The sequence below is a fragment of the Saccharomonospora sp. NB11 genome (genome assembly GCF_015910535.1).
Lineage (GTDB): Bacteria > Actinomycetota > Actinomycetes > Mycobacteriales > Pseudonocardiaceae > Saccharomonospora.
The window spans coordinates 185,636-197,911 of the sequence record NZ_JACBJG010000003.1; the positions used below are offsets into that span (position 1 = coordinate 185,636).

10 protein-coding genes are annotated in these 12,276 nt (G+C 69.0%); 7 read left to right on the forward strand and 3 right to left on the reverse strand.

Annotated features, from left to right (window positions below; genetic code table 11):
• Window positions 1–110: 110 nt before the first annotated feature.
• The 7 genes from JAV51_RS05385 to pknB all read left to right on the forward strand — a co-directional run bounded on the left by JAV51_RS05385 (window position 111) and on the right by pknB (window position 9,762).
• Entirely contained in the window at window positions 111–1,340 is a 1,230-nt protein-coding gene (locus JAV51_RS05385; RefSeq protein WP_197319511.1) for an FhaA domain-containing protein, read from the forward strand.
• A 231-nt stretch (window positions 1,341–1,571) separates the two neighbouring features.
• Window positions 1,572–2,042 carry an FHA domain-containing protein gene (locus JAV51_RS05390; RefSeq protein WP_197319512.1) on the forward strand — a complete coding sequence of 157 codons (471 nt, stop codon included), beginning with the start codon at window positions 1,572–1,574 and terminating at the stop codon, window positions 2,040–2,042.
• The gene (locus tag JAV51_RS05395; RefSeq protein ID WP_197319513.1) at window positions 2,039–3,463 is read left to right on the forward strand and encodes a Stp1/IreP family PP2C-type Ser/Thr phosphatase; all 1,425 of its coding nucleotides are present in this window, start codon (window positions 2,039–2,041) and stop codon (window positions 3,461–3,463) included. The genes JAV51_RS05390 and JAV51_RS05395 overlap by 4 nt, the downstream gene beginning before the upstream one ends.
• Window positions 3,463–4,977, forward strand: coding sequence for an FtsW/RodA/SpoVE family cell cycle protein (locus JAV51_RS05400; RefSeq protein ID WP_197319514.1), 1,515 nt, complete (start codon window positions 3,463–3,465; stop codon window positions 4,975–4,977). The genes JAV51_RS05395 and JAV51_RS05400 overlap by 1 nt, the downstream gene beginning before the upstream one ends.
• Window positions 4,974–6,443: a penicillin-binding protein 2 gene (locus JAV51_RS05405; RefSeq protein ID WP_197319515.1), complete on the forward strand. Its 1,470-nt coding sequence runs from the start codon at window positions 4,974–4,976 to the stop codon at window positions 6,441–6,443. The genes JAV51_RS05400 and JAV51_RS05405 overlap by 4 nt, the downstream gene beginning before the upstream one ends.
• 3 nt (window positions 6,444–6,446) lie before the next feature.
• Entirely contained in the window at window positions 6,447–7,682 is a 1,236-nt protein-coding gene (locus JAV51_RS05410; protein ID WP_197319516.1) for a serine/threonine-protein kinase, read from the forward strand.
• Window positions 7,683–7,770: 88 nt separating this feature from the next.
• Window positions 7,771–9,762: a Stk1 family PASTA domain-containing Ser/Thr kinase gene (pknB, locus tag JAV51_RS05415; RefSeq protein ID WP_197319517.1), complete on the forward strand. Its 1,992-nt coding sequence runs from the start codon at window positions 7,771–7,773 to the stop codon at window positions 9,760–9,762.
• A 93-nt stretch (window positions 9,763–9,855) separates the two neighbouring features.
• Here the strand turns inward: pknB and JAV51_RS05420 are convergent, their stop codons facing one another.
• Genes JAV51_RS05420 through JAV51_RS05430 form a run of 3 tightly spaced genes read right to left on the reverse strand, consistent with a single transcriptional unit; the run spans window position 9,856 to window position 12,237 of the window.
• Window positions 9,856–10,497 carry an aminodeoxychorismate/anthranilate synthase component II gene (locus JAV51_RS05420; RefSeq protein ID WP_197319518.1) on the reverse strand — a complete coding sequence of 214 codons (642 nt, stop codon included), beginning with the start codon at window positions 10,495–10,497 and terminating at the stop codon, window positions 9,856–9,858.
• A 25-nt stretch (window positions 10,498–10,522) separates the two neighbouring features.
• The gene (locus JAV51_RS05425) at window positions 10,523–11,311 is read right to left on the reverse strand and encodes an ABC transporter permease (RefSeq protein ID WP_197319519.1); all 789 of its coding nucleotides are present in this window, start codon (window positions 11,309–11,311) and stop codon (window positions 10,523–10,525) included.
• Window positions 11,308–12,237, reverse strand: coding sequence for an ATP-binding cassette domain-containing protein (locus JAV51_RS05430; protein WP_197319520.1), 930 nt, complete (start codon window positions 12,235–12,237; stop codon window positions 11,308–11,310). The genes JAV51_RS05425 and JAV51_RS05430 overlap by 4 nt, the downstream gene beginning before the upstream one ends.
• Window positions 12,238–12,276 lie beyond the last annotated feature (39 nt).

A 12,276-nucleotide genomic window follows, 5' to 3' on the forward strand; every position in this document is an offset into this window, starting at 1 on the left:
TGACGACAGCGTAGCAAGACGTTTCGGGCGGCTTGCACGGGGGCCCGTGTTTCACCGTAAAAACCCGATACGATCGGCTCCGAAGGTACACGTGGAAGGAGGTGGTTCCGGTGGGACGCGTGCAGCGCTTCGATCGGCGCCTCGAGAGCCTCGTGGGAGATGCCTTCGCGCGGATATTCGGTGGCAACGTCGTCACGCAAGAAGTGGCGTTGGAACTGGAGCGGGAGTGTGAGGACAACGTCCGAGACCTCGCGGGCGGGCGCAAGCTCGCACCCAACCACTACGTCGTTTCGTTGGGCGCCGAGGACTACGACCGCATGGCTGCGGACGGGCAGCGGGTCACTCGCATGCTCGCCGAGGCCGTGTCCGAGCATCTCGCTGAGCACGGCTGGGACACCTATGGTGACGTCGTAGTTTCGCTAGAGCGCAACGAGGCGCTGCATACTGGAAAGTTCAGAACCCGCTCGACCGTGGACCCGGATGTCAAGGCACAGGACGCCGGGAGTTTCGCACGGTCGGCACATATGAGCGACGCAGGAGACCGACCAATGAGCCAGCCCGGCGGCTACGGCCAATACGACCAGGGTGACCCGTACGGCCAGCAGGGCCAGTACGGCTACGGACAGGGACAGCCCGGTTACGACCAGGGCTATGGCCAGCAAGGCGGCTACGACCAGGGTTACGGCCAACAGGGCTACGACCAGGGCTATGGCCAGCAGGGCGGCTACGACCAGGGCTACGGCCAACAGGGCTACGACCAGGGTTACGGTCAGCAGGGCGGCTACGACCAGGGCTACGGTCAGCAGGGCTACGACCAGGGTTACGGTCAGCAGGGCGGCTACGACCAGGGCTACGGTCAGCCCGGCCAGCAGGGTTACGACCAGGGCTACGGTCAGCCGACGCCCACCGGTCAGCCTGCGTACGACCAGGGCTACGCGGCTCCCCCGAGCCCGCCCGCCGGCTACCCCGCCCAGCCACCGGCGCCCGGCGCCGACCCCTACGCGCAGCAGGGTGGCTACCCGGGTGGTGGCATGCCGCCCGCGAACCGGCCGCTGAACGCCATGCTGCAGCTCGACGACGGGTCCAACCGGACCTACTCGTTGAAGCAGGGCGGCAACGTGATCGGTCGGGGCCAGGACGCGGACTTCCGACTCCCGGACACCGGCGTCTCACGACGCCACCTGGAGATCACGTGGGACGGGCAGAGCGCCACGCTGGCCGACATCGGCTCCACCAACGGCACCACGGTCAACGGCACCCCGGTGCAGACCTGGCAGCTCGCCGACGGTGACGTGATCCGAGTCGGTCACTCCTCGCTGGTGTTCCGCACCCAGGGCTGAGTTCGTCGCACGCCCGACGAAACACCTGTCGAACGTCCGGTGAACCGCCCGACGAGCGGAGCCGGACGACCGAACGCCGACGACTTTCGGCGTCCCGCACGGTAACCACACGTGTGTCCCGCATAATGACGGCCACACGGGGTGACCTGTGGAGCCACGAAGTCGTGCGGCGAATCGCACGGCGGCAGGTGCCAGAGGTCGGGCGCGAGAAGGCGGGAGCTGACACAACCGGTGCCAGAGCTGGTCGTACAACTCACCAGAGTGGGATTCCTCGTCCTGCTCTGGCTGTTCGTGTTCGCCGCGCTGCGCGTGGTGCGCTCGGACCTCTACGCGGCGTCGGGGCTGCGGGTCAACGTGCCCAGCCTCCGCCGCGGGCAGAAGGAGAAGAAGCCACTACTGGGCAGGAACAAGCTGCCCAGGCAACTGGTGGTCACCCACGGGGCGTTGGCCGGTACGCGCATCGCCCTGGACGGCAGGCCGATCCTGATCGGGCGGGCCGACGACTCGACTCTCGTCCTCGACGACGACTACGCCTCGACACGGCACGCCCGCCTGTCGCTGCGAGGTGACGAGTGGTACGTCGAAGACCTGGGCTCGACCAACGGCACCTTCCTCGACCGGGCTAAGGTCACTGCACCCCTCCGAGTCCCACTCGGTGTCCCCATCCGGATAGGCAAGACGGTGATCGAGCTTCGCCCATGACTCTCGTCCTACGCTACGCGGCCCGCAGCGACAGGGGCCTGGTTCGCTCCAACAACCAGGACTCCGTGTATGCCGGCCCTCGCCTGCTCGCCCTGGCCGACGGCATGGGCGGCCACGCCGCCGGTGAGGTGGCCAGCAAGGTCGTCATCGCCGCCCTGGCTCATCTCGACGACGACGAGCCCGGCGACGACCTGGTGACCCAGCTGCGCGACGCCGTCAACCAGGGGAACCAGGCGATCTCCGAACTCGTCGCCAACGATCCCGAACTCGACGGAATGGGAACGACACTCACCGCGGTGTTGTTCTCCGGTTCGCGGCTCGGTCTCGTGCACGTCGGCGACTCGCGCGCCTACCTGCTCCGCAACGGGCAGTTCTCCCAGATCACCCGCGACGACAGCTTCGTCAACGAGCTTCTGGAGCAGGGCCGGATCACGGAGGAGGAGGCGGCGACCCATCCTCAGCGTTCGCTGCTGCTGAAGGCTCTCACCGGCCACGAGGTCGAACCGAGCGTCACCGTGCGCGAGGCGCGCGCGGGCGACCGGTACCTGCTGTGCTCGGACGGACTGTCGGGCATGGTGAGCAACGAGACGCTCGCCGAGGCGCTGCGCATCCCGGACCCGCAGGAGTGCGCCGACCGCATGATCGAGCTGGCGCTCAAGGGCGGCGGCACCGACAACGTCACCGTGATCATCGCCGACGTCGTCGACGTCGACTTCGGCGAGGACGCCCCCATCGTCGGGGGCGCGGCCGGTGACGGTTCCGACGAAGGTCCGCAGGGCGACTCGCCGGCGGCTCGGGCGCGAGCGCTCACCGCGCCGCCACCGCCGCCGCAGCCCACGCAGACCGAACAACTGGAGACACCCCCAGACCCAAAAGCCAAACGGCGTAAGCGGGTCCGCCTGCTCCTGGCATTCGGACTCGCTCTCGTGCTGCTGGCCGCGGCAGCGTTCGCCACTCGGTACTTCGTCCTGCGGCAGTACTACGTGGGCGTCGACGAGAACGAGGAAGTCGTCGTCTACCAGGGCGTTCCGGGCAGCATCCTCGGTCTCGACCTGCAGAAGAAGGCCGAGAACTCGTGCCCGCCCGAAGCCTCGCTGTGCGAGCCGTTGCACCTGTCGGACCTGCAGCAGGACGCCCGGGTGGCCGTGACGAACGGCGTCAAGCGCGAGAGCCTCGACGACGCGCGGCAGTACCTCAACACACTGCGCCGCAACAACCTGCTCGACATCTGCGACGACGAGTCCGACCAGGCCCAGGGCGGCGGACTCGGCGGCGTGGAACAGGGCGGAGCGGCCAACGAGTCTCAGCCGGAGCAGGACTCCGACGCTGGTCAGCCGACCGACACCGACGCGGGACAGGACAAGGGCGGGCAGCGTCCGGGCGTGGACTGCCGCCCGGCGCCCAACTCAGGCGGTAACTGATGGCGCAGCCCGCAGGTACCCCCGGCGGGGCGGCTCAGTACACGACGAACCCGCCCCGCGAGCTGCCGACGAGACGGAGCACCGAACTCGTCCTGTTGGCGTTCTCGGCGTTCATCGTGACCTTCGCGTTCGTCCTCGTGCAGGCGAACCAGGAGCAGGAACTGTCGTGGTCGGTGCTCTGGTACGGGCTCGCCTACCTGGCGATCTTCAGCGTCGCCCACGCCGCCGTGCGGCGGTTCGCGCCCTACGCCGACCCGCTGATCCTCCCGTGCGTGGCGTTGCTCAACGGCCTCGGACTGGTGATCATCCATCGGATCGATCTCGCCGAGGCCCGCGCCGCGCTGGCCCGAGGCACCGAGGCGGCGACCAACGCCCCGCGTCAGGTCTTCTTCACCGTGGTCGCGCTGGCGTTCTTCCTCGGCGTGCTGATCGTGGTGAAGGACCACCGCAAGCTCACCCGCTACGCCTACACCTGCGGCCTCGTGGGCATCGTGGCGCTCGCGCTCCCCGCCGTGCTGCCCAGCTCGCTCTCCGAGGTCAACGGCGCGAAGGTGTGGCTGAAGCTCCCTGGCTTCTCGATCCAGCCCGGTGAGTTCGCCAAGATCCTGCTGATGATCTTCTTCGCGTCGTTCCTGGTGTCGAAGCGAGATCTCTTCATGACGGCGGGCAAGCGGGTGCTCGGCGTGGAGTTCCCCCGCGCCCGTGACCTCGGACCGATCATCATCGCTGCCATCGCCTGCCTCGGCGTCCTCGTGTTCGAGAAGGACCTGGGCACGGCGCTGCTGTTCTTCGGCATCGTGCTGATGATGTTGTACGTCGCGACCGAGCGCATCATCTGGGTCGTGCTCGGCGTGAGCATGTTCGCTGTCGGTGGCGTGATCGCGTACTCGCTGTTCACCCACGTGCAGCAGCGCGTGATCAACTGGATCGACCCGCTGGCGACGTACAACGACGCCGGCGGTGGTTACCAGATCGCCCAGGGCCTCTTCGGCCTCGGCACCGGCGGCATGTTCGGCACCGGCCTCGGGCTGGGCAGGCCCGACACGGTGCCCGAGTCGCACACCGACTTCATCAGCGCCGCGCTCGGTGAAGAGCTCGGTTTGATCGGACTCAGCGCCATCCTCGTCGTCTACCTGATCCTCGCCATGCGGGGCATGCGCAGCGCGCTGGCCGTGCGCGACACGTTCGGCAAGCTGCTCGGCGGCGGGTTGTCGTTCGCGATCATCATGCAGTTGTTCGTGATCGTCGGCGGTGTCACGAAGCTGATCCCGATGACGGGTGTCACCACGCCGTTCCTCTCCGCCGGTGGCTCGTCGCTGCTCGCCAACTACGCTCTCGTGGCGTTGCTGCTGCGCATCTCGGACGCTGCGCGCAGGCCCCAGCGCCCCGCCAAGCCCAAGCCCGCGGCGCAGGCGCCGTTGGCAGAGGCGCACACCGTGATGGTGCAGCGCCCGCCGACCGAGCCCGGGCCGCTCGGGCCGGGCCAGCCGCCCGAAGGGGGGAGGCAACCGTGAACACACCGCTGCGCAAGGTCGGCATCGCCATGCTGGTGATGGTGGCCATGCTGCTCGCCAACTCGACGTACATCCAGTTCGTGAAGGCCGAGGACTACCGGACCGACGGCCGGAACAACCGCATCCTCTACGACGAGTACTCGCGCGAACGCGGCAAGATCACCTCGGACGACGCCGGACAGGTGCTCGCGGGGGTCAAACCCACCGACAGCCTGTTCAACTACCGCCGCACCTACCTCGACGGGCCGATGTACGCACCGGTCACGGGTTACTACTCCGTGGTCTACGGCGCGGGCGGCCTCGAAAGCGCCTACGACGAGTTCCTCAACGGCTCCGACTCGCGACTGCTGGTCCGGCGACTCAGCGACATGATCACCGGGCGCGACCCCCGAGGCGGCAACGTCCGGCTCACCGTGAAGCCCGCCGTGCAGGAGGCGGCCTACAAGATGATGACCGATCGCGGGTACAAGGGCGCCGTCGTCGCGCTCGACCCGAAGACCGGCGACATCCTGGCCATGGTCTCCACCCCGTCGTACGACCCGAGCGACCTGGCCTCCCACGACTCCCAGGAACAGCAGGAGGCGTGGAGCAAGTACAACGACGACACGGACAACCCGATGCTCAACCGAGCCATTCGGGAGACGTATCCGCCGGGTTCGACCTTCAAGATCCTCATGTCCGCCGCGGCATTGGAGAACGGCGCGTCGGCGGACACCAAGGTCACGAACGCGCCGCGGGTGACGCTGCCGGGCACGTCGACCACGCTAGAGAACTACAACGGGCAGACCTGCCCCGGCACCACGTTGAAGGACGCGCTGGCGTACTCCTGCAACACCGCTTTCTCGGAGATGGCGGCCGAGCTGGGTGCCGAGAAGCTGCGCGCCACCGCCGCCAACTTCGGCGTCGGCATGGACGATCTCTTCATCCCCATGGGTGTGGTGCCGTCCGCGCTCGGTGACATGGAGAGCGACGCGGCGCTGTACCAGACCGGCATCGGGCAGCGTGACGTCCGCATGACCCCGCTGCAGGTGGCGCTGCTCGCCGCCACCGTCGCCAACGACGGCGTGGCCATGAAGCCCCGGCTCGTGAAGCAGCTGTTGGCGCCCGACCTGTCGGAGATCGAGAGCTTCTCGCCAGAGGAACTCACCGGCGACGCCGCCATGTCGGCGGCCAACGCCGAGGTGCTCACCGACATGATGATCGCCTCGGAGGCCAACACTCAGGGCGGCGGCAAGAACCCGTCGCTGAAGATCGCGTCGAAGACCGGGACGGCCGAGCACGGCGCCGACCCGAAGCGGACCCCGCCGCACGCCTGGTACACCGCGTTCGCCCCGCACGACGACCCGAAGGTCGCCGTCGCGGTCATCGTCGAGTCGGGTGGTGACCACGGCCTCGCCGCGACCGGTGGCCGCGTCGCCGCGGAGATCGGACGCGCGACCATCGCCGCCGCGCTCGGAGGTGGCTGAGTCATGCTGTCGTCCGGGCAACTGCTCGCTTCGCGCTACCGACTCGACAACCGCATCGCGGTCGGTGGCATGGGCGAGGTGTGGGAGGCCAACGACACCCGGCTCGACCGCACCGTGGCCGTGAAGATCCTCAAGGCCGAGCTGTCCGGCGACGCCGAGTTCCTGCACAGGTTTAGGACCGAGGCACGCACGACGGCGTCGTTGAACCACCACGGGATCGCTGCGGTGCACGACTACGGCGAGACCGAGACCGAGGAAGGTTCCATCGCGTACCTCGTGATGGAGCTGGTCAAGGGCGAGCCGCTCGCGGCGATCCTCGCGCGCGAGGGTCGGCTGTCCCCCGAACGCACCCTCGACATCCTCGAACAGGCCGGTCGGGCGCTGCAGGCGGCGCACGAGCGTGGGCTCGTACATCGCGACGTGAAGCCGGGGAACATCCTCGTCACGCCCAACGGTGAGGTGAAGGTCACAGATTTCGGCATCGCCAAGGCCGCCGACGCCGCTCCGGTGACCCGGTCCGGCATGGTGATGGGCACGGCCCACTACATCGCCCCCGAGCAGGCCGTGGGCCACGACGCGGAGCCCGCCAGCGACGTGTACTCTCTCGCCGTCTGCGGGTACGAGTGCCTCGCAGGCCACCGGCCGTTCCTGTCGGAGCACGCGGTGAGCGTCGCGATGATGCACATCAGGGACGCCGCCCCGCCGCTGCCGCCGGACGTGCCTCCGGGCGCGCGCGCCGTCATCGAAGCTACCCTCGTCAAGGACCCACGACAGCGCTACGCCAACGGAGGCGAGTTCGCGTCCGCAGTCGCGGCCGTGCGGGCGGGACGACCGCTCCCACCGCCGTCGAGGCTTGCCGCCGCCGGCTACCTCACGCACCCGGTACCCCCGAATCCCCCGTACACGCCGGGTGCACCGATGGTGCCGACAGTGGCGCCGAACTCCGGTCCGGTCGGGCCGGGTTCACACCCGTCGATGGCGCCGGTACCGCCGCCGATGCCGATGGGACAGGCCCGGCGACGGACCCCGGCATGGACGCTGCTGGCCGTGGCCGTGGTGCTGCTGCTGATCGTGGTCGTGCTGGTGCTGGCGCTGACGGTGTGGCGGGACAACGACTCGGGCGGTGACATCGGCCGACCTCCGATGGGCACCGACTGGTCGTCGTCGGGAGCCGAGCCCTCCGACGGCGGTGGCGGGCAAGGCATGATGGTCACACCCTCGATGGAGATCCGCAGGTGAATGTCGTTGGCCGCAGGGCACTGGCGACACGATCCGGCCGAGAGCCGGGCGTGAGTAGAAGACCGAGTGAATGGGACGGCACCGAGCAATGAGCGCACCCCGACTGCTCTCGAACCGTTATGAGCTGGGTGACACACTCGGCTATGGCGGTATGTCCGAGGTCCACCATGGTCACGACACCCGTCTCGGCCGCGAAGTGGCCGTGAAGATCCTCCGTGCCGACCTCGCCCGCGACCCCATGTTCCAGGAGCGCTTCCGGAGGGAGGCGCAGAACGCCGCGGCCCTGAACCACCCGGCGATCGTCGCCGTGTACGACACCGGGGAAGCGGACACCGAGTACGGGCCGCTGCCCTACATCGTGATGGAGTACGTCGAGGGTCGGACGCTCCGCGACATCGTGAAGACCGAGGGTCCGATGCCGCAGAAGCGCGCCATGGAGGTCATGGCCGACGTCTGTGCCGCCCTGGACTTCTCCCACCGCCACGGCATCATCCACCGCGACGTCAAGCCCGCCAACGTCATGATCACGCGCACGGGCGCGGTGAAGGTCATGGACTTCGGCATCGCGCGTGCGGTGCACGACGGGCAAGCGGCGATGACGCAGACCGCCGCCGTCATCGGCACGGCGCAGTACCTGTCGCCCGAGCAGGCGCGGGGCGAGACCGTGGACGCCCGGTCGGACGTGTACTCCGCGGGTTGCGTGCTGTACGAGCTGGTGACCGGCGAGCCGCCGTTCACCGGTGACTCCCCGGTCGCCGTGGCCTATCAGCACGTGCGGGAAGCGCCGAACCCGCCGTCGGAGTCGAACCCCGCGGTGAGCCCCGAGCTCGACGCCGTGGTGTTGATGGCGCTGGCGAAGAGCACCAGTGAGCGCTACCAGTCGGCCGCGGAGATGCGGTCCGACCTGGTGCGGACCTTGTCGGGTCAGCGGCCCGCCGCGCCGATGGCGGGTGCGGTGCCGGTCGAGGACGAGCGCACGCAGGTGCTCAACGCACCGCGTACGCCCGAACCCGCCGACGAACCGTACGAACCGCAGCCGTACGACGACCCGGCCGAGGACGCGCGGCAGCGCCGCAAGCGGCGAGCCATCACGGCGGTGGCACTGACCCTTCTCGTACTGGGCGCTGTGGCGTTCATCACGTGGATCAACGGCGGGTTCAAGTCGACCCCCGCCCAGGGGACGGTGCCCGACGTCGTCGACCTTCGCGTCGAGCAGGCGGAGAAGGAGTTGCGGGACGCCGGGTTCAGCGAGATCGACCGGGAAGAGGTCGTCTGTCTGGACAACCCGCCGTCCGGCGACGCCAAGTGCACCGCCGACCAGATCGGCAAGGTCATCGAGACCGACCCTCCGGCCGGCGCGGAGACCGAACTCACCAACAAGATCCTCCTGCGGGTCGGTACGGCACCGGAGAAGGTCTCCGTGCCCGACCTGAAGGGTCTCTCGCCCGAGGCGGCCGAGACCGAGCTGTCGGACGTCAACCTGCGGCTCGACCAGAACTACGAAGAGGTGGAGGTCGACGACCCGAACCTCTACGGCAAGGTGGTCGGCCAGGACCCGGCGGCGGGCAAGGAGGTCGAGCAGGGGCACTCGGTGAGCATCAAGGTCGGCAAGCAGCCGGACATGGTGCAGGTGCCGAACATGACCGGCAAGTCCTTCGAGGAGGCCAAGGCGACCCTCGAAGGTCTCGACCTCGTCGTGGACCGCAAGGACGTCGACCACGAGGAGCCCGAGGGCACCGTCGTGTCGCAGGAGCCCAACGGCGGCAGCGTGGAGGCCGGTTCGACGGTCGTGCTGAGCGTGTCCAACGGGTCCAAGAGCCAGATCCAGCTCCCCGACTTCACGGGCATGACCTACGAGGAAGCGGTCAAGGCGCTGAAGGACGCGGGCTGGACGGGCACGGCGTCGCAGCAGCCGCAGACCACCGACGACGAGGACATGGTCGGCCGGGTGATCGGCTCCAACCCACCCGCAGGTAGCGCGATCGCCAAGAACCAGAACATCACGCTGATCATCGGGGCGGACGAGGACGGTTCCACGGAGCCGTCGGACGACAACGGCCGCCCGGGCCTGCCCTGGTGACCGGTATCGACGAGTGAAGGCCACCCCTCGGGTCGGGGGGTGGCCTTCGTCGTGAGGACGTCGAGTTCGCTCGGGTGATCGGCGGAGTGTGATCTACGCCATGGCGGCGAGCTGCACCGCGCGAGTGTCACGCTCCAGCTCGTCGACCAGCCGGTCACTCACCGGATGCCCGGCCGAGGCCATCCAGTTCGCGAGCATCCGGTGTCCACCCTGGGTGAGAACGGACTCCGGATGGAACTGCACGCCCTCGACCGGCAGTTCCCGGTGTCGCAGGCCCATCACGACCCCCGAGGCGGTCCGCGCGGTGACCTCGAAGCAGTCCGGGATCGTCTCCGGCAGCACCGTCAACGAGTGGTACCGCGTCGCGGTGAACGGGCTCGGCAGTCCCGCGAAAACGCCGGTGCCGTGGTGCTCCACGTCGCTGGTCTTGCCGTGCAGCAGCTCGGGGGCGCGGTCCACCGTCGCTCCCCAGGCGACACCGATGGCCTGGTGGCCGAGGCAGACCCCGAGGAGCGGAACCGACTCGTCCGCGCAACGGCGCACGACCTCGACGCTGCGTCCGGCCCGCTCCGGCGTGCTCGGGCCGGGCGACACCAGCACCCCGTCGAAGTCGGCGACCCTGTCGACGTCGACCACATCGTTGCGCCACACCGTGCACTCGGCGCCGAGCTGGGCGAGGTACTGCACCAGGTTGTAGACGAAGCTGTCGTAGTTGTCGACGACGAGTACGCGCATGGGGGCAAGCCTACGTCGTCGCACGTCAACCCTGTCCACGACGCCGGAACAGCGCGGTGGCCAGTGGCACTGCCACCGCAGCGCCGCCCACGAGCCACGCCGCGACGACCCATCCGACGCCGTCCGACGTCGGGGTGTCCAGCAGGAGCCCTCGCAGCAGCTCCACCAACGGCGACATCGGCTGGTGTTCAGCGAAGGGCTGGAGGAAGCCCGGGAGTGCCTCCACCGGCACGAAAGCGCTCGACAGGTACGGCAGGAACAGCACCGCGAACGAGAACGCCCCCGCTGCCTGCACACTCCTCACGAGCAGCCCCCACACCACCGACCACCAGGCCACGGTGACGACGAAGCCGACGACGACCGCGAGGGCGAGCAGCCAGTTCCCGACGTCGGCCTCGGGCCGAAACCCCAGGGCCAACGCTGCGGCGACCGCGAGGCCCGTGGTGACGACGTTGCGCAGCACCGACGCCACCACCTGACTCGCGGGCAACCCCCAGCCCGCGATCGGCAGCGTCAACAATCGCGGTGTGAGGCCCGACCTGCGGTCCTCGGTGAGGCCGACCCCGGTCGTCGCCGCCCCGTACCCGGCGCACAGCAGCATCACCGCGGGCGTGACGTAGTCGACGTAGGCCAGGCCGCTCCCGGTGTCGATGGCTCGGCCGAACACACCGACCATGGCGCACATCAACAGAATCGGCAGCGCCACCCCGACGAGCAGGCCGTCGACCTGCCGAAACTCCCGACGCAGTGCGCGCTGGGTCAGCAACGCGAGTTCGCCGACCCTGCCGACGCGCACGATGGGCTGGCTCGTCATGCCGCCACCTCCTCGTCGGTCAACCGGAAGAACACGTCGTCGAGCGTGGGAGCCGACACGGACACCGAGGCCAGTGGGATTCCGGCCCGGTGAACGTCGTCGAGCACCGTGCGGAGTTGGTCCGGCCCCGACAGCGGTATCACCACCTCGCCGGTCTCGGGTCGGCGATGTGCATCGGGAGCCAGAGCCAGAATCGTCGAGACGTGATGCGGCTGCACCAGGGTGAGGTGGAGCCGTTCCGCGCCGATCCGTCGCTTGAGCCCGGCCGGCGTGTCCTCCTCGACGACGCGACCGCCGCCGAGGATGGCCACCCGGTCGGCCAGCCGGTCCGCCTCGTCGAGGTACTGCGTGGTCAGCAGGATCGTGGTCCCGGAGCGCACGAGGTCACGGACCACCTCCCACAGGTCGACGCGGCTGCGCGGGTCGAGCCCGGTGGTGGGTTCGTCGAGGAACAGGACCCGGGGTTCGGCGACCATGCTCACGGCCAGGTCGAGCCGACGTCGCATGCCGCCCGAGTACTCGCCCGCCCTGCGATCGGCGGCGTCGGTGAGCCGGAACCGTTCGAGCAGTTCGGCGGCTCGCTTCCGCGAGCGACGGCGACCCAGGTGATGCAGCCCCGCGAACAACTCCAGGTTCTCGCGTCCGGTGAGGAGTTCGTCCACGCACGACTGCTGCGCGGTCACGCCGATGCAACGGCGGACCGCGGCCGACTCCGTGCGCACGTCGTGGCCGCACACCTCGGCCGTGCCGCTGTCCGGGCTGGACAACGTGGTCAACAGGCGCACGGTGGTCGTCTTGCCGGCCCCGTTCGGGCCGAGCAACGCGAGCAGGGTGCCGGTCGGGACGGTCAGGTCCAGCCCGTTCAGCACCGGACGGCCCCCGATGGTCTTGTGGATTCCTCGTGCCTCCACGGCGGGCGGTGACATGGCGATCCTCTCGGATGAACAGCGTATGGTTTACAGTTT

Excerpts from the sequence above, each read along its gene's own strand:
- JAV51_RS05395 (WP_197319513.1), top strand. The coding sequence starts at position 2,039 with ATGACTCTCGTCCTACGCTACGCGGCCCGCAGCGACAGGGGCCTGGTT.
- pknB (WP_197319517.1), top strand. The coding sequence starts at position 7,771 with ATGAGCGCACCCCGACTGCTCTCGAACCGTTATGAGCTGGGTGACACA.
- JAV51_RS05410 (WP_197319516.1), top strand. The coding sequence starts at position 6,447 with ATGCTGTCGTCCGGGCAACTGCTCGCTTCGCGCTACCGACTCGACAAC.
- JAV51_RS05420 (WP_197319518.1), bottom strand. The coding sequence starts at position 10,497 with ATGCGCGTACTCGTCGTCGACAACTACGACAGCTTCGTCTACAACCTG.
- JAV51_RS05430 (WP_197319520.1), bottom strand. The coding sequence starts at position 12,237 with ATGTCACCGCCCGCCGTGGAGGCACGAGGAATCCACAAGACCATCGGG.
- JAV51_RS05400 (WP_197319514.1), top strand. The coding sequence starts at position 3,463 with ATGGCGCAGCCCGCAGGTACCCCCGGCGGGGCGGCTCAGTACACGACG.
- JAV51_RS05425 (WP_197319519.1), bottom strand. The coding sequence starts at position 11,311 with ATGACGAGCCAGCCCATCGTGCGCGTCGGCAGGGTCGGCGAACTCGCG.